The following is an 18,977-nucleotide window of genomic DNA, read 5'->3' on the forward strand; positions in this document are numbered from 1 at the left end:
CGGTGCGGCGGGGAACGGAGGTCAGACGCTGACCTTGCCCACGCCCGCGCCGCTGGTCACGATCGACTTGACGTTGCAGGCGGTGTCGAGCGAGTAGGAGTAGGGGATCGAGGCGACGCTGCCGCCCTGGTCACCGGTTCCGGAGTTGACGAAGCAGTTGTTGCGGGCGAGGAGGTTCCCGGCGGAGGAGTCGCCCTCGCCGCGGTGGAACGGGTCCTCGGTGTTCTCGAAGTAGTTGCCCTCGACCAGCACGCCCGCGCCCTCGGTGGACGCCACGCCGTAGCCGCCGCCCTGGCCGACGCTGGCGTAGTAGTTGTTGTAGACGTGCACCGGGTTGCCGAACCGCACGCGCGGGTGGCGCTGGTTGGTGCCGTCGAAGAAGTTGTGGTGGTAGGTCACCCGGAGGTGCCCGTTGTCCTCGGAGGCGTTGCCGTCGTCGTGGCCGAGCAGCATGGTCTTGTCGTGGTTGAAGACCCGGTTCCACGACACGGTGACGTAGTCGCTGGCCCGCTTGACGTCGATCGCGCCGTCGTAGCCGTTGCTCAGGGTGTTGTGGTCGATCCACACCCGCGTCGAGTACTGGACGTTGATCGCGTCGTCGTTCCAGTCGCGGAACGTCAGGTTACGGATGATCACGTTCGAGGCGCTGGCGACATTGAGACCGCAGCCGACGATCGTGGCGCCCGAATTGCCGAGCACGCTCTTGTTCGAGGCGACCTTCAGCATGCCCGAGCAGGAGATCGTCCCCGACACGCGGATCACCGCGGTGCCGCTGGCGGACAGGGCCGAGGTCAGCGCCGAGGCACTGGTCACCGTCGTCGCGCTCGCGTTGCCGCCGCCGGTGGTGCCGCCACCCTGGGTGGCCCAGCCGACCAGGCCACTGGGGTTACCGGTGGGGGGAGTCGTCGGTGTGGGCGTCGGGGTGGTCGGCGGGTCGGTGGGGGTGGACCCTGAGGGGGTGAACGTCCACTGCTTGGTGGCCACCGAGTCGCAGGAGTTCTGCTGGACCAGCGCGCCCGAGCTGGTGGAGTTGTCGAGGATGTTCATGCACTTGCCGCCGTTGGCGTTGACCACGCGGTAGTTGGACCCCGACGCGGTCAGCGCCCAGGTCTGCGAGGAGGCGCCCGAGCAGCTCTCCAGCTCGATGGCCTTGCCCGCCGAGGTGCTGGCGTCCCTGACGCCGGCGCACAGGCCGCCGGACTTGAGCGTCACCCCGCCGCTCACGGAGGTGACGGTCCAGGTCTCGCTCGCGCCGGAGTTGCATCCGGACTGGACGAGCTGGGCGCCCGCCGAACCGTTGCCGGTCAGGCACAGGCCGCTGCCCGCGTTGACCACGGTGTAGCTGCCGGAGGTCGGTGCCGCCCAGGCGGCGGACACCCCGCTCACGATGCTGCCCGCCAGCGCGACGCCGGCGGCCACCATCAGGGCGAGCACGGTGCCCGCCCTCCTTCTTCTCATGATCGGACTCATTTCTGGGCACTCCTCGGGGTCACGGGGCGTCACCGTCCCGCGCGATTGTGAAAGGGGGGTTGTGACAGAGGATCAGACGGTGATCTTGCCCGCGCCCGCGCCGCCGGTGCCGGTCACGATCGACTTGACGCTGGAGGCGCTGTCGAGCGAGTAGCCGTAGGGGATGGAGGCGACGCTGCCGCCCTGGTCGCCGCTTCCCGAGTTGGAGAAGTAGTTGTTCCTGGCGAGCAGATTGCCCGCGGGCGAGTCGCCCTCGCCGCGGTGGAACGGGTCGGAGGTGTTCTCGAAGTAGTTGCCCTCGACCAGCACGCCGGCCTCCTTGGTCGAGGCGACGCCGTACGAGCTCACGCTCGCGTAGTAGTTGTTGTAGACGTGCACCGGGTTGCCGAACCGCACGCGCGGGTGGCGCTGCGTGGTGCCCTGGAAGTAGTTGTGGTGGTACGTCACCCGCAGGTGGCCGCGGTCCTCGGAGGCGTTGCCGTCGTCGTGGCCCAGCAGCATGGTCTTGTTGTGGCTGAAGACCCGGTTCCACGAGATGGTGACGTAGTCGCTGGCCCGCTTGACGTCGATCGCGCCGTCGTAGCCGTTGCTCAGGGTGTTGTGGTCGATCCACACCCGCGTCGAGTACTGGACGTTGATCGCGTCGTCGTTCCAGTCGCGGAAGGTCAGGTTACGAATGATCACGTTCGAGGCCGACGCCACGTTGAGCCCGCAGCCGACGAGGGTCGCGCCGGAGTTGCCGAGCACGCTCTTGTTCGAGGCGACCTTCAGCATGCCCGAGCAGGAGATCGTCCCCGACACGCGGATCACCGCGGTACCACTGGCCTTCAGCGCGTTGGTCAGCGCCGTGGCGTTGCTCACGGTCGTCGGGGGGGTGCTGCCACCGCCGGTGGTGCCGCCACCCTGGGTGCCCCAGCCGACCAGCGCGTAGGGGTCGGCGAACTTCGCCGTGCCGGACGCGTGCGCGGTGGCGGCGGTCACGCCGCTCAGGACGCCACCCGCGAGGGCGACGCCGGCGGCCGCGGTGAGAGCGAGGGCGGCGACCGTCCTCTTCCTGCTGACGATCAGAGTCACGATGATCTCCTCGGTTCGCGAACTCGGCGTCTCGTTCATGTATGTGGACGCCATTCATGTGACCGAACACGCTAAAGGTAGAACAGCGCTGACTCCTGTCAACACCACTGGTGACCTCGTGGAAACATTTAAAGTCGGACGCCGAGTCCATGGCGGCGCCTACCTGCGGTATCAGCCTTTTCCGATAAGCGGACACGTTTCATGTATGTGAACGACATGAAACATTCACACCGACCACGCCCGTCGCCGCCCCCGCCTCGCCTCGGACGCGCCGAATCGCCGTACGGGGTGTCCGTGTGTTTCGCCATGAAATGCGGCGGCCCGGCTACGAAAGCGGGCGAATCCACTACCAGGCCTGTACCGGGCCGGCACTCCGGGCGGACGCCGGTCAGGCGGCAGGCAGCAGGAGGCCGAGTTCGGCGGGGCCGGCGTTGGCGCCGGAGCAGACGATGCCCACCGTGCGGCCGGCGAACTCGTCCTTGGCCGCGACGAGGGCGGCGAGCGCGGCGGCCCCCGCGAGTTCGCTGAGCGTGTGCGCCTCGGTGAGCAGGAGCCGCTGGGCGGCGCGGATCTCGTCGTCGGTGACCAGCGCGAAGCCGTCCAGGTCACGCCGCATGATCCCCTGGGGCAGCGGGTACGCCGAACCGGTGGCGAGCCCGTCGGCCGCCGTCCGCATCGGCCGCCGCACCAGCTCCCCGGCCCGCCACGAGTCGTGCGCGGCCGGTGCCTGCGACGACTGCACCCCGATCACCCGGCACCGCGGCGCCACCGCCTTGGCCACCAGGCACGCGCCCGCCGCCCCCGTACCCGCCCCCACCGGCACGAAGATCGCGTCGAGGTCCGGGTGGTCGGACAGCATCTCCAGATACAGGGTGGCGACCCCGGAGATCAGGGCGGCGTCGTCGGCCGGGCTGACCAGCCGGTTCCCCCGGTCCTTCGCGACCCCGGCCGCGTACTCGCCGGCCTCGACCATCGTGGCGCCCTTGACCTCCACCAGGGCGCCGAGCGCCTCGACCGCCGCCACCTTGGCCGGATTGGGGTTCTCCGGCATGACGACCGTGCAGGGCACGCCGAACAGGCGCGCGGCGTACGCGATCGACTGGGCGTGGTTGCCGGTGGAGTACGTCAGCACGCCGGCCGCCCGCTGGCCCTCCGGCATGCGGGCGAGCAGGTTGATCCCGCCGCGCACCTTGAACGCGCCGGTGGGCTGGGTGTTCTCGTGCTTGACCAGCGTCCGCACCCCGAGGCGCCCGTCGAGCACCGGGTAGGACCACATCGGGGTCCGCGGCAGGTGGGGCGCGATCAGGCGCGCGGCGTCGAGGACGTCGGTCATGGACGGCGAGGTCGTAGGCACGTATCCCACGCTCGGGCATGGACCACCCATAGGTCCAATGCCAAACCGCCTGATGTTCCATAGATATGGTTGATGAATGCTTGACGTCCTGCGATTACGCGTCCTGGACGCCGTGGCCCGGCACGGTTCGGTGACGGCCGCGGCCCGGGAACTGCACTACTCGCAGCCGTCGGTCAGCCACCACCTGGCCCGGCTGGAGGCGGAGACGGGGGCCAAGCTCGTCCAGCGGGCGGGGCGGGGCATCCGGCTGACGGAGGCGGGACGGCTCCTCGCCGACCGGGCCGCCGAGATCCTGGGACGGCTCGACTCCGCGTCGGCTGAGCTGGCCGCGCACACCGGGCTGCGCGCGGGCCGGGTCCGGCTCGTCGCGTTCCCGTCCGCGCTCGGCACCTTCGTCCCGGCGGCGGCCGTGCGCCTGGCGCGCGAGCACCCTGGGCTGGACCTCCGGCTCGCCGAGGCCGAACCGCCCGAGGCGCTCGCCATGCTCCGCGCCGGCCAGGCCGACGTGGCGGTGACCTTCCACTACGGCACCACCCCGCCCGAGGAGGAGGAAGGTGTGCGGCTGACCCCGCTGTTCGACGACCCGAGCTTCCTGGTCACCTCTGCGGCGGTGCCGCCGACCGGCGCCCTCGCGGCGCACGCCGGTGCCAAGTGGATCGCGGGCTGCGACCGGTGCCGGAGCCACCTTCTGGACCTGTGCGCGGGTGCCGGTTTCGAGCCGTCGATCGCGTTCACGACCGACGACTACGTGGCCGTGCAGGCGATGGTCGCGGCCGACCTGGGGGTGACCGTCCTGCCGGGGCTGGCGCTGTCCGCGCATCGGCACACCGACGTGACGGTCACCGAACTCAGCGGCTCGACCCGCCGCGTCTACGCCGCCACCTACGGCACACCCCCCGACCCCCCCGCCACCACAGCCCTCCTCCAAGCCCTCCACTCCCCGCCCTGAACGCGCCGCGTCCTGGGGGAAATGAAATGGACGCGGTGGCTGGACAATTCCTACGATCGGCGGCATGCCTCCCATCACCACGCTCGCGGTCTTCGCCGCGGCGACCCTCGCGCTCCTGCTCGTCCCCGGGCCCGCCGTCGTCTACATCGTGACGCGCAGCGTGGCACAGGGCCGCGCGGCCGGGCTGGTCTCGGTGGCGGGCATCCACGCGGGCTCGGTCGTGCACGTGGTGGCCGCCGCCCTCGGCGTCAGCGCCCTGCTCGCGGCCTCGGCCACGGCCTTCACGCTGGTCAAGTACCTCGGCGCGGCCTACCTCGTCTGGCTCGGCCTGCGCAAGCTGTTCTCCCGGCCAGGTGACCCGGCCAAGGAGGTCGCGCCCAGTTCCCGGTCACGGCTGTTCGGTGAGGGCTTCGTGGTCAACGTACTCAACCCAAAAACGGCGATCTTCTTCCTGGCCTTCCTGCCGCAGTTCGTCGACCCCGCGCGCGGCCCGGTCGCGGCGCAGATCACGGTCCTCGGCGCCATCTGGATCGTCCTCGGCATGGCCAGCGACGGCGGCTACGCCCTGCTCTCCGCCGCCTTCGCCGGCCGCCTGCGCCGCTCCCCCACCGCCGCCCGCCGCCTGGACATCGCCAGCGGCCTGGTCTACATCAGCCTCGGCGCGGTAGCCGCCCTCACCGGCGACGGCCCCCGCAAAACCTGACCCACCGGCACAACAACCGCACGCAAGCAAGGCACCAGCCCGGCGGCCACGGGATGGCTTTCGCACAACCCCACACTCCGCGCACGCTGTGCTCACAGCCGTCCGCACGTTGTGGTCCTCGCAGTCCCCGCGCTTCGCGCAATCGCGCTCGGGCTGTGCCATGTGGGGGCAAGCCCCCACACCCCCGGTGAGCGGCCTAGCGGCCCCTCACGCGCACCGCCCACCGTGCATCGTGATCCTCGCGCGATTTCGCGCATGCATGTAGTCGGTATGACGGGCGACCGGGGCGACTCTCAGAGCCAGCGCCACTATCTGGAGCATCGACAGCAGTCCGGCCGCTGGCAGATCGGCCAGGCACCGCTCGATACGGCCCGAGGTCATAGCGTCGGGACAACGCGTCCTCCGCTGGAGCCGGTGAGTTCGTCGATGTGGCGTAGCCGACGTAGCGGAGAGAAGAACGCGATCAGCCAACCGAGGGCCAGCACAGATGAACCGATCCAGATGGCCGTCCGCACTCCGGCATAAGCGCCGATCAGCCCGCCGGTGATCGAGCCCGCCGACATCGACCCCATGAACAGGAATCGGAAGCCGGCGTTCATCCGGCCGAGCATCCCGTCGGAGGTGATCGACTGCCGCAGACTCACTGCGAGCACGTTTTCCACGCCGAAGGTCACGGTCGCGATGACCCATCCGGCGGCGCCCACCCACAGCAGCGGGCCGGGTTCCATCAGGCCCGTCAGCAGTGCGAAGGGGGCTGTGCACATTCCGACCAGCCAGATACCGCGACCGAGCCCGAGACGACGGCCGATCGTCGGCGCGGCCAGCGCCCCGCAGAACGCGCCGACCCCGCCGGCGGACAACAACACGCCGAGAGTCCCGGTCGGCAGACGCAGTTCGGCGACGAACAGCACGAGGAACGAGACCAGGCAGATCTGCTCGGCGAAGTTCGCCACAGCCCCCTTGATTGCCAGAGGGCGCAGCACCGGGGAGGTGAGCACGTAGCGCAAGCCCATGCCCACATCTCGCCAGAGTGGTCCGCGGGTGGCCTCAGGCGCCGGATCCCGCACGCGAATCCGCCGGACGAACAGCGCCGACCAGAGGAAGCTCCCGGCGTCCACCAGGACCGCGAGCGGCGGCCCGAGCAGTTGCACCACGAACCCGCCGAGTCCTCGCCCCGACGCCTTGGCGGCCTCGTCCAGTCCACTCAGGGTCGCGTTGGCCGAGGTGAGACGGTCACGCCCCACAATGTGAGGAAGGTAACTGAGGTGAGCGATGTCGAAGAACACCGTCGCCATACCGGCGAGCAGCGCGACCGCGTAGAGCTGGACGAGCGTGAGCGCTCCCAGCGCCCAGGCCGCAGGGATCGAAGCGATCAGCGCGGCCCTGGTCAGGTCGGCGGCAATAAGGACGCCGCGCTTGCGAGTCCGATCCACCCACACCCCAGCAGGCAAACCGATCAGCAGGAACGAGACCGTGCTGAGAGCGGCGAGCACGCCGACCTCAACGGGGCCGGCATGTAGCACGACCTGGGCCAGCACAGGCAGCGCGACGTAGCCGACATGAGTGCCGAACTTACTAACGATGTTGGCGATGTACAGAGCGCGGAACTGCTGGTGGGCCAGAATGCTGCGCCGAATCCATCCGGCGGGTGTGGTCGCGGTCGTCACCTCGGGCTGACTGTTCACCGCGTCGGAAACTCCACGTTCGGTTCACGCTCGCCATTCGCTACAACGTTCATTGGACTCCAACATCTCGTCAAGGCTCGCGGCCGGTACGTCGAGTCCGTCTGCCCGTGCCATGGGCCCGCACGTTCGCGCGATCGGACGGCAGTGGTCGCAGCTCCATCAGCGTGATCTCCCAGGCACTGGGCAAGCCCCCGGGGTCGATTCCACGGTGCTGAAGCACCATGGTGGCATCGCGTCGGTTGACCGGGTCCGCCGGGCCGATCGTTTGAGCGCCGAGGACCTGGAATCGTAGCGGGCTCCGTCACGCACCAAAGCGACCGCGTGGAGCGCGTCGACCGAGCACCAGACGGGACTTGGGGACCTTGCACCGTACTGTCGCTCGAATGGAGGTCACCACTGCCGCTTGAACGGAGGTCACAGCAGCATGACCGGCCATACCGAACGCCCACTGCTCTTTCTCGACGTCGACGGGCCGCTTCTACCGTTCGGCGAGGACCCGCAAGGCCCAGCGCGGGTCACCGCACCGGACTCCCCCTTGGCGCGGCTCACCGCCGGGATAGGGCGTCAGCTGGCGGCACTGCCCTGCGAACTCGTCTGGGCCACCACCTGGGAAGACGAAGCGAACGCCGTGATAGCACCCCGAATCGGGCTGCCGCGACTGCCCGTCGTGAGCTGGCCGGAGCCAACCCCCCAGCATGAACGTGAGGACCAATGGTTCGGGCTCTGCTGGAAGACCCGGACCCTGGTGAACTGGGCGAGTGGACGCCCATTCGCCTGGGTCGACGATGAGATCACCGACGCCGACAGGGAATGGGTCTCCGCGCACCATAACGGCCGGGCTCTACTCCACCACGTGGAGCCGTACCGAGGGCTCGCGATAGGCGCTCTTCGCCCACCCATGCTCATCGCCACGGAGGACTGGGCACTCGTCTAATGATCAGTCGAACAGTAACGGCAGTTGGCCAGACTCATCCATGGCTTCACCGTTGAGCCGACGATGTACGCCCCATCAAGGCGGGCCACCAGTTCGGGAAGGATGTGGTCCAGCGTCGGGCCCAGGGCGAGCATGTCGCTCGTCAGTCCAGGCGGGGACCAGGGACGGCGCGGGATACGCCGCCCGGGGTTGACGATCGAGTGGTAGGTGTGGGCGACGTCCGGGCTACCGTCGACCAGCGGGACGACTCCGACCTCCAGGATGGCCTCATTCTCGCGATCCTGACTTCCGGTGCCCTCCAGATCGAACGCCACCAGGGGCGCGGTGCTCCACATCTGGTTCGGCATAGTGACCCCTCCGGGTTGATCAGTCATCGTCGTAGCGGGCGCCGACGGCGACACGCAAGCATCGAGTTCGCCGGGGGAGCACCTTTCACCGCTGGGAGCTTGCCATCCTGGACTTTTCTCGTGGGCTTGATCCGAGCGCGGTCTGTCTGAAGACTGTGACTGAAAGTCCTGTGGCTGGAGAAGGTTGATCGGGTACAGGCCTACACGCCGATCTATAACCGAATTGTGGCGGCGGCCCTGACGGCTGAGGAGTCCGTACACCATCTGGCCGCTGAGAGAGATCGCCTGCTCAAGAGCTAGGGAAGCGATGGATCAATGGAAAAAAGCATGAATCATCTGGTTTGGCGCAAGAGCACTTCAAGCGGCCAGGGTGAGAACTGCGTCGAGGTTGCATCCCTGCCTGACGGCGGTCGTGCCGTACGGGACAGTAAGACGCTGGACGGAACGCGGCTCACGTTTCCGGCTCGGGAGTGGCGGGTGTTCCTCGACGGGGTGAAGGCGGAGGAATCATCTGAAGAAACCCAGACTTCGAGGCGGTAAATGCTCGATGGCTCTTCCGCTACCTGACCTCGCTGATGGACCGGCTTCACTTCCGAAAGGCGACTTCGTGGATGAGATCACAGTTTTGGCCTGGCGTAAAAGCAGTTTCAGCGCGTCGGGTGACAACTGCGTCGAGGTTGCCGACCTGCCTGATGGCGGTTGTGCCGTACGGGACAGTAAGGCGCCGAGTGGGATGCGACTCCAGGTATCGGCTCGCGAGTGGCGAACGTTCGTGCATGAGGTGAAGCGGGTGGACCAGGGTGAGACGGCGGCCCCGGCAGCGGTTCCTCACACCCTAAGCGGTGAATAATCGCTTCATCACTGCCAGATATGTCTTCGGGCTCCGAAGCGGCAAGCCTGGGTACAGCGAAGCCAACGCCTAGTGCCCGGCGACCCCATGATCGTAGATGCCGGGACGCCACCCTTTCGCCGCCACGACGCCTCACCATCAGGCGCCGAAGCAGTGGGACGGAGGACGGCGAAATCGGCGCCTTGTGCGGTGGTCGCCCGGTGAACTCTTACCGGAGACCGAACCAGGCCGCCAGGCTCAGAAAAACGCCCGAGCCGAAGGCGAGGACCATTCACCGGGGGTGTGGGGGCTTGCCCCCACATGGCACGGCCCGAGCACGGGTGCGCGAAGGCTGGGGAGTGGGGTCGTGTCGTTCGGGGTGGGGGTGGGTGCGAAGAGTTATCGTTCATTACGAGGCGTGATGATGTGACCATGTGCTCGGGCTCTTGGGGTGGATGCCGAGCTTGGTCTGTTTCGCCTCTCGCGTCCTTCTCACCATTTGGATCGAATATGCGCAGATCTCGCACCATCGCCGCAGCTCTCGGCCTCGGCTTGGGCCTTTCGGTGACGGCCGCTCTGCCGGCCATGGCCGACGACACCATCGTCACGTTCTCGATCACGACCGCCGGCCTGACGATCAACGCGCCGAGCTCGGCGAACCTCGGCTCGGTGCCGTCGGGTACCACCAGCATCTCGGGGCCGATCGGCCCGGTGACGGTGACGGACCTGCGCGGCACCCTGAACGGTTCCTGGACGGCGGTCGTCACCGGCACCGACTTCACCACCGGCGGAGGCACGACGGCCGAGACCATCATGGTCGCCAACGTCAGTTACGCCCCGGGACCGGCCACCAGCACGACGGGCATCGGAACCTTCACTCCTGGGCCAGGCGGCATCATCAACGTCCCGCGCGTCGCGTTCACGGGCACCGCGCTCCAGGGGAACAACTCCGCGACCTGGAATCCCACGCTCACCGTGACGATCCCGGCGTCGTCGGTCTCAGGAACGTACACCGGCACCGTCACCCACTCGGTCGCCTGAGCAGAGAGCCGTCGACGATCGTGCGTCCTCGCGGCATGCTCCTCAGGCTGCGTCCCCGCGACGTGATCCTCGGACTCCGCCTTCGCAACGTGGTCCTCAGGCTGCGTCCTAGCAGCGAAATCTCAGGGCTGCGTCCCCGCGACGTGATCACAGGGCTGCGTCTTCGCGGCTTGGTCCTCGGGTTGCTCGCGGCCGGGGCGCTCGCGCCGGCCGCCGCTCCGCCTGGAGTGACCGGGAACGGCCTCGGGATCAGCCTGGCCGACGCGCCGGTGAGCGCGCGGGCCGACTCGCGGGCCTGGCGGTACATCGTCGACCACCTCGCGCCGGGCACCGTCATCCGCCGGCGGGTCGAGGTGTCCAACACGACCGGCATTCCGCTCGACATCTCGCTCTACCCGGCCGCGGGGATGATCCGTGACCGGGCCTTCCGGTTCGCCCCCGGCCGTACGTCCAATGAGCTGTCCCGCTGGACCACGCTGAGCCGGGCCGCGCTGAAGATGGCCCCGCATACCCGGACGATGGTCACGGCGACCATCGCGGTGCCGGACGACGCCGCCCCGGGTGAGCGTTACGCGGTGATCTGGGCGGAGGCGGCCAAGGATCCGCCGCCCGGTGGGGGCGTGCGGAAGATCAATCGCGTCGGGGTCCGGATCTATCTGTCCGTCGGGCGGGGCAACCCGCCGGCGTCGGACTTCACCATCGACTCGCTGACGGCCCGGCGGATGGCGGACGGCCGGCAGGCCGTCTTCGCGGGGGTGCGCAACACCGGAGGCCGCGCGGTCGACCTGAGCGGCGACCTGAGACTGTCGAACGGCCCCGGCCGCCTGAGCGCGGGCCCGTTCGACGTCCAGACGGGCATGACGCTCGCCCCCGGTGACGCCGGATCGGTCAGCGTGAACCTCGGCGAGCAGGTGCCCGACGGCCCGTGGCTCGGCCGCCTCCGGCTGGAGAGCGGCCTGACGAAACGCTCCGCCTCGGCGACCATCCGGTTCCCCGCCGCCACGGGGACGGCGGACGCGGTCAAGGCGATGGCGGAGCCGGGCGGCCCGCCCGTGGTCGTCCTCGCCGTCGCCGCCGTCCTGTCCGCGCTCACGGCCGCCGGTCTCCTGCTGGTCAGGCGAAGGCGCCTTTCGAACCAGCTGGAAGGTCAAGGCGATGCCTGAGCGCTCGTGAACCGCCCGGCAGCAAGCGCCCGGCCAGGAGCCGACAGTAAACCGGCCCCGCCGGCTCAGGTGAGAGCGGACTGGGCGGTCTGTTTGGCCCAGCGGTAGTCGGCCTTGCCCGCGGGTGAGCGGACCATGCGGTCGACGAACGCGTACGTGCGCGGCACCTTGTACCCCGACAGCTTCGCCCGGCAGTGCGCGTCGAGTTCCTCGGCCGTGGGCGCGGTCCCCTCCCTCGGTTCGACCACCGCCGCGACCCGGCTGCCCCACCGGTCGTCGGGGATCCCGGTGACGACGGCGTCGAAGACCGCCGGGTGTCCCTTGAGCACGGCCTCGATCTCCTCGGGGAAGACCTTCTCGCCGCCGGTGTTGATGCACTGCGAGCCGCGCCCGAAGACCAGGATCGTCCCGTCGTCCTCGATTTTGGCCAGGTCGCCGGTGAGCAGCCAGCGCGTCCCTTCCTTGTCGGTGACGAAGGTGCTCGCCGTCTTGCCGGGGTCGTTGTAGTAGCCGAAGGCGATGTTGCCGGCCTTGGCGACCGTCCCCATCTCCCCCGAGCCGGGTTCGACCGGTTCCAGGGCGTCGTTGAGCACGGCCAGGGTGGCGGTCGGGTTCGGCTGGTACTTCAGCCCGGATTCGGGGGACGAGCCGGCCACGGCGGCGGCGGTGTACCCGGACTCCGTGGAGCCGAAGCTGTCCATGATCATGACGTTGGGCAGCAGTTCCTGCAGCCGTTCCCGGACGGCGCCGGTCAGGATGGCCCCGGTCGAGCTGAGGACCACGAGCGACGACAGGTCGTAGGTCCCGGCGGCGACCTCGTCGGCGAGGGGACGTGCCATGGCGTCGCCGGTGATGTTGATCGTGAGCACCTTCTCGCGCTCGACGGTGCGCAGCACTTCAGCGGCGTCGAACTTCCTGGTGTAGACGATGGTCCCGCCCATCCACCACGAGATGAAGGTGGCCATCTGCGCGGCGCCGTGCATCAGCGGCGCGGCCGGCATCATGAGGATCGGCCCGGAGTTGCGCGCGGTCTCGATGACCTGTCCGGGCTCGCGGTGCGGTTCCCCGTACGGGTTGCCGCCGCCGAAGGCCATGAACAGGTCCTCGGTGCGCCACATGACCCCTTTGGGCATGCCGGTCGTGCCGCCGGTGTAGATGATGTAGACGTCGTCGCCCGTCCGCCTCGGGAAGCCCTCACGCCCGCCGGACCGTCCGGCGAGGGCCTGGTCGTAGGGCACGGCTCCGTCGACCGCCGACGGCCCGCCGACGGCGACGAGGGTCTCCAGTTTGGGGCACTTCGGGGCGGTCGCGGCCACCCGCTCGTCGAACTCGACGTCGTACAGCAGGGCGACGATCTCGGCGTCGGTGTACAGGTAGAGCAGCTCGGACTCGACGTACCGGTAGTTGACGTTGATCGGCACCGCCCGGATCTTCAGCGTGGCGAGCAGCCCGGCGATGTACTCGACGCCGTTGTACAGCTGGATGCCGACGTGCTGCCCCGGCTCGACGCCCCGCTCGCTGAGGTAGTGGGCGAGCCGGCTGGCGTGCGCGTCCAGCTCGGCGTAGGTCAGACGGGTGTCCCCGCTGATGACGGCCACGCGGTCCCCGATCGCGTCGGCCAATCCCTCGAACAGGTCGGCGTGGTTGAACTCCATCGGGGACTCTCCTCACGAGTCGCGGCGGACGGCTCTCACGGTTTTTCACTTCCGACGATCCACATGGCGAAGAACTGGGCGCCCCCGCCGTACGCGTGGCCGAGCGCGCGGCGCGCCCCGTCGACCTGGTGTTCGCCGGCGAGCCCTCTGACCTGCAGCGCGGCCTCGGCGAAGCGGATCAGCCCGGACGCCCCGATGGGGTTCGCGCTGAGCACGCCGCCGGAGGCGTTCCAGGGGATGTCGCCGGTGAGGGCGGTGGCCCCGGACTCGGTCAGCTTCCAGCCCTCGCCCTCCCCCGCGAAGCCGAGGTTCTCCAGCCACATCGGCTCGTACCAGGAGAACGGCACGTACACCTCGGCGACGTCGATCTCGCGGCGCGGGTCGGAGACGCCGGCCTGGCGGTACACGTCGGCCACGCAGTCCTTGCCGCCCTGCGGGCTCACGGTGTCGCGGTCGGCGCGGAAGATGGGCTCGGAGCGCATGGCGGTGCCGTGCACCCAGGCGGGCGTGCCGGTCACCTTGTGCTCGGCGGCGAGCACCATGGCGCAGGCGCCGTCGGAGGACGGGCAGGTCTCCAGGTAGCGGATCGGCTCCCAGAGCATCGGGGTGGACTCGACCATCTCGCGGCTGATCCCCGGGATCCGCAGGTGCGCGTACGGGTTCTTGAGCGCGTTCTGCCGGTCCTTGACGGCGACGAGCGTCCCGATGTGGTCGGGCGCGCCGGAGCGGCGCATGTACTCGCGGATGTGCGGGGCGAAGTACCCGCCGGCGCCGACGACCAGGGAGGCGTTGAACGGCAGGTGGGTGGACAGCGCCCACGTCGCGTTGGACTCCGACTGCTTCTCGAACGCGACGACGAGCACCCGCTCGTGTACGCCGCCCTGGATGAGCGAGGCCCCGACCAGGCCGGTGGAGCCGCCCACGCTGCCGGCGGTGTGGACGCGCATCATGGGCTTGCCCGCGGCGCCGAGCGCGTCGGCGAGGTAGGCCTCCGGCATCATGACGCCCTCGAACAGGTCGGGCGCCTTGCCGATGACGACGGCGTCGATGTCCTTGAACGTCAGCTCGGCGTCCTCCAGCGCGCGCAGGGCGGCTTCGCGCACCAGCCCGGCGATCGAGACGTCCAGCCGCTTGGTCTGGTACTTGGTCTGGCCGACCCCGATGACGGCGCAGCGGTTGCCCATGGTCAGGCCTCCATCACGGTGACGAGGTTCTGCTGGAGGCACGGGCCCGAGGAGGCGTGGCCGACGACGCGGCCGGCGCTTCCGTCGAGGATCCGGGTGGCCGCCTCGCCGATGCGGATGAGGCCGGTGGCCATGACGGGGTTGGCGGCGAGCGGGCCGCCCGAGGGGTTGACGACGGTGTCGGGCGGCAGCCCTAGCGCCTCGCGGATGATGAGCTCCTCGTGGCTGAACTGGGTGTGCAGCTCGGCGACGTCGACCGGGCCCTTGTCCACGCCGGCCGCGCGCGCGGCGTCGGCGGCGGAGGCCGACCGGGCGAGGTCGCGTATGCCGAGGTAGTGGGGTTCGATGCGGTGGGCGATGCCGGTGATCCACGCAGGGTGCTCGGCCAGTTCCCTGGCCAGGTCACCTGCGGCGAGCAGCACGGCCGCCGCGCCGTCGGTGATGGGCGCGACGTCGCTCGGCCGCAGCGGGCGCACCTCGTACCCCTCCTCGCCGGGGTCGGGCAGGTCGAGCGCGTACGGGTTCGCCCTGCCGTCGGCGCGGCTGCGCCGGACGATCTCGCGGAGCGCGTCGGGGTCGGCGCCGAGGGCGTTGGCCTGCAGGGCGGCGTAGGAGACCTGGTCCAGGCCGAGCGGCGCCAGGTAGTACGGGTCGAGCTGGAGCGTCATGATCTCCCGCAGGTCGCCCTGGGAGGACTTGCCGTACCCGTAGACGAGCGCGGAGTCGATGTCGCCGTGCTGGAGCCGCACCCAGGCCTCGTACAGGGCCCAGGCGGCGTCCATCTCGACGTGGCTCTCGGAGATCGGCGGCCAGGCGCCGATGGCGTCCAGGGCGGAGACGAACGAGAACGGCGCCCCGGCCAGGTAGTCGCAGCTTCCCGAGCAGGTGAACCCGAAGCGGGAAAGCCCCGAACGCTCCTTGATCTCGTTGATCACCGGTGAGATCAGTTCGGGCTCGTTCAGCCCTTCGTCGTGGTCGGTGTGCCTGGTCTGCGCGAACGCGACGACCGCTACCTCACGCACCCGGTACTCCCCTCACGCGGCTCGTGCCGTCGGTCCTCACAGTGCGCTCACTCACAGTTCGACGTCGGGCTCGCCGGTGGGGGCGAACCATCTGATGTTGGTCATGGACAGGGTGCGCTCCTCGGGGGGCACCCAGACGGCCTTGACGCGCATGCCCTGCCGCACCTCGTGGGCGGGGACGTCGCCCATCAGCGCGATCATCGGGACGTCCGCGCCGTCGATCATGATGTAGGCGGAGACGAACGGCACCTCGGGTGCGCGGGGGTCGGGCAGGTTGTTGATGGCGAAGGTGGTGACGGTGCCGGTGTCGGGCAGCTCCAGCTCCTCGCCGATCACCGAGCCGCACTGCGGGCAGGTGGTACGGAAGGGCACGTAGACCTTGTCGCAGCGGGTGCAGCGCCCGGCGATGAAGATGCCGTCGCGCACCCCTTCGAGGAAGCGGGCGAGCGACCGGCCGGGCTGGATGCTGTACTCGGCGCGGACGACCGACACCATCGTGGTGACCTCGGGGACGAAGCACGCGATGTCGGTGATGTGCCCGACGCGCTCGCTCTCCGGCTTCCACCGGGGACGCACCCGCAGGCCGGGGCGCATCGCCTTGACGCCGGGGGCGTCGACCGCGTGGACCAGCGAGGTGTCGGCACCGTCGAGCTTGACCAGCGCCCAGGCGAACGGCCGGTCGAGCGGGTGCCCCTTGCGGGGCTCCTCCACCCAGGCCCAGCTCTGGACGGTGCCCGCCGGGCCGACCTCGACGTAGTCGTCGGTCACCGGCTCGCCCGTGCCCGGGTCGTACTCCAGGGGCGGCACCAGCACGCGGTCGTCCGCCGTGCGCACCCCGACGATCCGCCCGTCGCGTAACTCCGTGAGGAAGCGCCCGATCACCGGTCCGGTCGTGCGGGTGTACCCGCCGGGGAACTCCAGCACGTGCTGGGCGACGAGCGGTTCAGATGGCACGGTCTCTGCCCTCCCAGTAGGGATCACGGAGCTTGCGCTTGAGGAGCTTGCCGTTCGGCTCGCGCGGCATCTCCTGGATGAAGTCGATCGTGCGCGGCCACTTCATCCTGGCCAGCCGGCCTTCGAGCGACGCGAGGAGTTCCCCGGCGAGCTCCGGCCCGGGTTCGCTGCCCTCGGCGGGCTCGACGACGGCCTTGATCTGCTCGCCCCACTCCTCGTCGGGGATGCCGAACACGGCGACGTCGGCCACCTTGGGATGGACCATCAGCTCGTTCTCGATCTCGGCGGGGTAGATGTTGGTCCCGCCCGAGATGATCATGTCGGCCTTGCGGTCGCAGAGGAACAGGAAGCCCTCAGCGTCGAGGTAGCCGATGTCGCCGACGGTGAAGTGGTCGCGGAGGCGGTTCTCCTCGGTCTTGGCGGGGTCGCCCTTGTACTCGAACCGGACGCCGGCCATCTTCATGTAGATGGTGCCGGGGGTCCCGGTGGGGACGGGCTCGTACCGGTCGTCCACGATGAGCAGTTCGCTGATCGGCCACGCGGAACCGACGGTGCCCGGGTGCTTCTTCCAGCCCTCCGGGGTGGCGATGGTGCCGCCGCCCTCGGTGGCCGCGTAGTACTCGTAGATGCAGTCGCCCCACCATTCGAGCATCGCCCACTTGACCGGGACCGGGCACGGGGCCGCGGCGTGGATCATCCACTTCAGCGAGGACAGGTCGTACTTGTGCTTGACCTCGTCGGGCAGGGCGAGCAGCCGCTTGAAGTGCGTGGGGACCATGTGCGAGTTGGTCACCCCGTACTTCTCGCAGAGCCGCAGCGTCTCCTCGGGGCTCCACTTGTCCATGTAGACCAGGGTGTGCCCCATGTGCAGGGCGGTGCCGCCGAACTGCGTGACCGCGGTGTGGTAGTTGGGCGAGGTCACCAGGTGCGCGTTGGGCCGGCCGGGGGTGATGCCGAACAGCGAGAGCAGGAACGTCATCAGCTCGGCCGCGTCGTCGGGGTCGAGCCCGTTCAGCGGGCGCCGTACGCCCTTGGGCTTGCCCGTGGTGCCGGAGGTGTAGTGCATGGTGGCGCCGGCCGTGCGGTCCTGCGGCGGCGTGTCGGGCTGCCCCTCCAGGAGCTCGGCCACCGGCCGGAAGCCGTCGATCGCGCCGAACGAGAAGCGGCGGTCCGCCTCGATCGCCTCGGCGCCGCGCGCGCCCTCGGTGGCGTACCGCTCGTGGACCAGGAACGCCTTGGCCTCGCTGTCGGTGACGATGTAGGCGATCTCCGGCCCGGTGAGGTGCCAGTTGATCGGCGTGTAGTACCAGCCGGCCTGCAGGGCGGCGAGGTAGATCGTGAGGCCGTCGACGCCGTTGGGCACCAGGCCGCAGACGCCATCCCCGGCCTTCAGGCCGAGGGCGCGCAGGCCGTGCACCAGGCGGTTGGCGCGGGCCAGCAGCTCTCCCGCCGAGTACTCGGTGCCGTCGGGGTCCACGGCCGCGATCCAGCCGGGATCCGCCTGCGCGAGCCTCCAGAAGCCGAGCGAGCCCATCGGAACTCCCTTGTCCGGTCCGCTTCGATGTCCCTGACGTCCCCCGGACCCGCCGCAGTGAAGCACGTTCTTGCTTTCTCGGCAAGGCCTAGCGCTACGAGAGGGTTAGGAACGAGAATCTGTTCTAGTTTGCAGCCGCAGACTAACCTGTCCGGCGTGGCCCGAGCAAGCGCTTGATCTCCAGGGGCCCGCACCCCGTCCCACGTCCCCTGACCACCGAGGAGGGTGTCCATGGAGCTCCTGCCCATCAGCACGCCGCACTGCCGCGTCGAACGAGACGGCCACGTCGTCATCGTGACGATGGACCGGCCCGAGGCCAAGAACGCCCTCTCCTCGGACATGCTGATCGGGCTGGCCGACGCCTGGGCCTACATCTCCGACGAGCCCGGCGTCCGCGTCGGCATCCTCACCGGAGCGGACGACACCTTCTGCGCGGGCGCCGACCTCAAGGCCATGGGCACCCCGTCCACCGACCCCAGGGTGCTCAAGCGCGCCCAGGAGATCCCCGACTTCCACTGGAAGGGCCTGCTGCGCGACACCGACGCGCTGCCGAGCAAGCCCATCATCTGCGCGGTCGAGGGGTACGCGGTCGCGGGCGGCACCGAGCTGCTCGTCGGCACCGACCTGCGGGTCGTCGCCGAATCGGCGACGCTCGGCCTGTTCGAGGCCAGGCGGGCGCTGTTCCCCATGGGCGGCAGCGCCGTCCGGCTACCGCGCCAGATCCCCTACGCGTTCGCGATGGACATCCTGCTCACCGGCAGGGCCGTCACCGCCCAGGAGGCGCTGGCGATGGGCCTGGTCAACCGGGTCGTACCGGACGGCCAGGCGCTGGCGACCGCCCGCGAGATCGCCGACCAGGTCGCGGCCTGCGGGCCGCTCGCCGTGCGGGCCATCCTGCGGACCTACCGCGAGACGCTCGGCATGCCCGAGGCCGAGGCCCTGAAGATCTCCGACGCGATCGGCTGGCCGGTGATCGGCTCCGAGGACGCCAAGGAGGGCTCCCGCGCCTTCCGCGAGAAGCGCCCGGCCGTCTACCAGGGGGAATAGCCCAGGACCTCGACGGCACGGACGCCGCACCG

18 protein-coding genes are annotated in these 18,977 nt (G+C 69.6%); 8 read left to right on the forward strand and 10 right to left on the reverse strand.

What is annotated here, in order from left to right:
- Positions 1-21: 21 nt before the first annotated feature.
- The 3 genes from NYZ98_RS28685 to NYZ98_RS28695 form a co-directional block, all read right to left on the reverse strand.
- Positions 22-1,458 (reverse strand): pectate lyase family protein, encoded by a 1,437-nt coding sequence (locus tag NYZ98_RS28685; protein ID WP_262846680.1) that lies wholly within the window; start codon positions 1,456-1,458, stop codon positions 22-24.
- A gap of 84 nt (positions 1,459-1,542) precedes the next feature.
- A complete protein-coding gene (locus tag NYZ98_RS28690; protein WP_262846681.1) occupies positions 1,543-2,544 on the reverse strand; it encodes a pectate lyase family protein in 1,002 nt (333 codons plus the stop codon).
- A gap of 388 nt (positions 2,545-2,932) precedes the next feature.
- Complete coding sequence (locus NYZ98_RS28695; RefSeq protein WP_262846682.1) at positions 2,933-3,898, reverse strand: threonine ammonia-lyase; 966 nt, start codon at positions 3,896-3,898, stop codon at positions 2,933-2,935.
- Positions 3,899-3,974: 76 nt separating this feature from the next.
- Between NYZ98_RS28695 and NYZ98_RS28700 the strand changes: the two genes are divergently transcribed.
- Both NYZ98_RS28700 and NYZ98_RS28705 read left to right on the forward strand, forming a co-directional pair.
- Entirely contained in the window at positions 3,975-4,847 is an 873-nt protein-coding gene (locus NYZ98_RS28700) for a LysR family transcriptional regulator (RefSeq protein ID WP_262846683.1), read from the forward strand.
- A gap of 64 nt (positions 4,848-4,911) precedes the next feature.
- Positions 4,912-5,550 carry a LysE family translocator gene (locus tag NYZ98_RS28705; RefSeq protein ID WP_262846684.1) on the forward strand — a complete coding sequence of 213 codons (639 nt, stop codon included), beginning with the start codon at positions 4,912-4,914 and terminating at the stop codon, positions 5,548-5,550.
- A gap of 377 nt (positions 5,551-5,927) precedes the next feature.
- Here the strand turns inward: NYZ98_RS28705 and NYZ98_RS28710 are convergent, their stop codons facing one another.
- Positions 5,928-7,235, reverse strand: a complete 1,308-nt coding sequence (locus NYZ98_RS28710; protein WP_262846685.1) for an MFS transporter — start codon at positions 7,233-7,235, stop codon at positions 5,928-5,930.
- 424 nt (positions 7,236-7,659) lie between these two features.
- Between NYZ98_RS28710 and NYZ98_RS28715 the strand changes: the two genes are divergently transcribed.
- Positions 7,660-8,169 (forward strand): HAD domain-containing protein, encoded by a 510-nt coding sequence (locus NYZ98_RS28715; protein WP_262846686.1) that lies wholly within the window; start codon positions 7,660-7,662, stop codon positions 8,167-8,169.
- Here NYZ98_RS28715 and NYZ98_RS28720 read toward each other — a convergent pair.
- A complete protein-coding gene (locus tag NYZ98_RS28720; protein ID WP_262846687.1) occupies positions 8,166-8,516 on the reverse strand; it encodes a 3'-5' exonuclease in 351 nt (116 codons plus the stop codon). The genes NYZ98_RS28715 and NYZ98_RS28720 overlap by 4 nt on opposite strands.
- Before the next feature lie 327 nt (positions 8,517-8,843).
- Between NYZ98_RS28720 and NYZ98_RS28725 the strand changes: the two genes are divergently transcribed.
- The 4 genes from NYZ98_RS28725 (at position 8,844) to NYZ98_RS28740 (ending at position 11,549) form a co-directional block, all read left to right on the forward strand.
- On the forward strand, positions 8,844-9,056 hold the full coding sequence (locus tag NYZ98_RS28725) for a DUF397 domain-containing protein (RefSeq protein ID WP_316249611.1): 213 nt from the start codon (positions 8,844-8,846) through the stop codon (positions 9,054-9,056).
- A gap of 7 nt (positions 9,057-9,063) precedes the next feature.
- Positions 9,064-9,366, forward strand: coding sequence for a DUF397 domain-containing protein (locus tag NYZ98_RS28730; RefSeq protein WP_316249612.1), 303 nt, complete (start codon positions 9,064-9,066; stop codon positions 9,364-9,366).
- Between the two features lie 489 nt (positions 9,367-9,855).
- Entirely contained in the window at positions 9,856-10,386 is a 531-nt protein-coding gene (locus tag NYZ98_RS28735) for a hypothetical protein (RefSeq protein ID WP_262846690.1), read from the forward strand.
- 35 nt (positions 10,387-10,421) lie between these two features.
- Complete coding sequence (locus NYZ98_RS28740) at positions 10,422-11,549, forward strand: peptidase (RefSeq protein ID WP_262846691.1); 1,128 nt, start codon at positions 10,422-10,424, stop codon at positions 11,547-11,549.
- A 65-nt stretch (positions 11,550-11,614) separates the two neighbouring features.
- On the opposite strand, the gene NYZ98_RS28745 is transcribed toward NYZ98_RS28740, so the two are convergent.
- Genes NYZ98_RS28745 through NYZ98_RS28765 form a run of 5 tightly spaced genes read right to left on the reverse strand, consistent with a single transcriptional unit; the run spans position 11,615 to position 17,898 of the window.
- On the reverse strand, positions 11,615-13,204 hold the full coding sequence (locus NYZ98_RS28745) for an acyl-CoA synthetase (protein ID WP_262846692.1): 1,590 nt from the start codon (positions 13,202-13,204) through the stop codon (positions 11,615-11,617).
- 35 nt (positions 13,205-13,239) lie between these two features.
- The gene (locus tag NYZ98_RS28750; protein WP_262846693.1) at positions 13,240-14,388 is read right to left on the reverse strand and encodes a thiolase domain-containing protein; all 1,149 of its coding nucleotides are present in this window, start codon (positions 14,386-14,388) and stop codon (positions 13,240-13,242) included.
- 2 nt (positions 14,389-14,390) lie between these two features.
- On the reverse strand, positions 14,391-15,410 hold the full coding sequence (locus tag NYZ98_RS28755; protein ID WP_262846694.1) for a thiolase domain-containing protein: 1,020 nt from the start codon (positions 15,408-15,410) through the stop codon (positions 14,391-14,393).
- A gap of 51 nt (positions 15,411-15,461) precedes the next feature.
- Positions 15,462-16,364: a Zn-ribbon domain-containing OB-fold protein gene (locus tag NYZ98_RS28760; protein WP_262846695.1), complete on the reverse strand. Its 903-nt coding sequence runs from the start codon at positions 16,362-16,364 to the stop codon at positions 15,462-15,464.
- Positions 16,354-17,898 (reverse strand): acyl-CoA synthetase, encoded by a 1,545-nt coding sequence (locus NYZ98_RS28765; protein WP_262846696.1) that lies wholly within the window; start codon positions 17,896-17,898, stop codon positions 16,354-16,356. The genes NYZ98_RS28760 and NYZ98_RS28765 overlap by 11 nt, the downstream gene beginning before the upstream one ends.
- 231 nt (positions 17,899-18,129) lie before the next feature.
- Between NYZ98_RS28765 and NYZ98_RS28770 the strand changes: the two genes are divergently transcribed.
- Positions 18,130-18,945, forward strand: a complete 816-nt coding sequence (locus NYZ98_RS28770; protein ID WP_262846697.1) for a crotonase/enoyl-CoA hydratase family protein — start codon at positions 18,130-18,132, stop codon at positions 18,943-18,945.
- The last annotated feature ends 32 nt before the right edge of the window (positions 18,946-18,977 follow it).

This window comes from Sphaerisporangium corydalis, assembly GCF_025506355.1.
Lineage (GTDB): Bacteria > Actinomycetota > Actinomycetes > Streptosporangiales > Streptosporangiaceae > Sphaerisporangium > Sphaerisporangium corydalis.

Bases quoted from the DNA above. Each gene is read 5' to 3' on its own strand.
- NYZ98_RS28685 (WP_262846680.1), bottom strand. From the start codon at position 1,458: ATGAGAAGAAGGAGGGCGGGCACCGTGCTCGCCCTGATGGTGGCCGCC.
- NYZ98_RS28700 (WP_262846683.1), top strand. From the start codon at position 3,975: ATGCTTGACGTCCTGCGATTACGCGTCCTGGACGCCGTGGCCCGGCAC.
- NYZ98_RS28705 (WP_262846684.1), top strand. From the start codon at position 4,912: ATGCCTCCCATCACCACGCTCGCGGTCTTCGCCGCGGCGACCCTCGCG.
- NYZ98_RS28715 (WP_262846686.1), top strand. From the start codon at position 7,660: ATGACCGGCCATACCGAACGCCCACTGCTCTTTCTCGACGTCGACGGG.
- NYZ98_RS28720 (WP_262846687.1), bottom strand. From the start codon at position 8,516: ATGCCGAACCAGATGTGGAGCACCGCGCCCCTGGTGGCGTTCGATCTG.
- NYZ98_RS28725 (WP_316249611.1), top strand. From the start codon at position 8,844: ATGAATCATCTGGTTTGGCGCAAGAGCACTTCAAGCGGCCAGGGTGAG.
- NYZ98_RS28730 (WP_316249612.1), top strand. From the start codon at position 9,064: ATGGCTCTTCCGCTACCTGACCTCGCTGATGGACCGGCTTCACTTCCG.
- NYZ98_RS28735 (WP_262846690.1), top strand. From the start codon at position 9,856: ATGCGCAGATCTCGCACCATCGCCGCAGCTCTCGGCCTCGGCTTGGGC.
- NYZ98_RS28740 (WP_262846691.1), top strand. From the start codon at position 10,422: ATGCTCCTCAGGCTGCGTCCCCGCGACGTGATCCTCGGACTCCGCCTT.
- NYZ98_RS28745 (WP_262846692.1), bottom strand. From the start codon at position 13,204: ATGGAGTTCAACCACGCCGACCTGTTCGAGGGATTGGCCGACGCGATC.
- NYZ98_RS28750 (WP_262846693.1), bottom strand. From the start codon at position 14,388: ATGGGCAACCGCTGCGCCGTCATCGGGGTCGGCCAGACCAAGTACCAG.
- NYZ98_RS28765 (WP_262846696.1), bottom strand. From the start codon at position 17,898: ATGGGCTCGCTCGGCTTCTGGAGGCTCGCGCAGGCGGATCCCGGCTGG.
- NYZ98_RS28770 (WP_262846697.1), top strand. From the start codon at position 18,130: ATGGAGCTCCTGCCCATCAGCACGCCGCACTGCCGCGTCGAACGAGAC.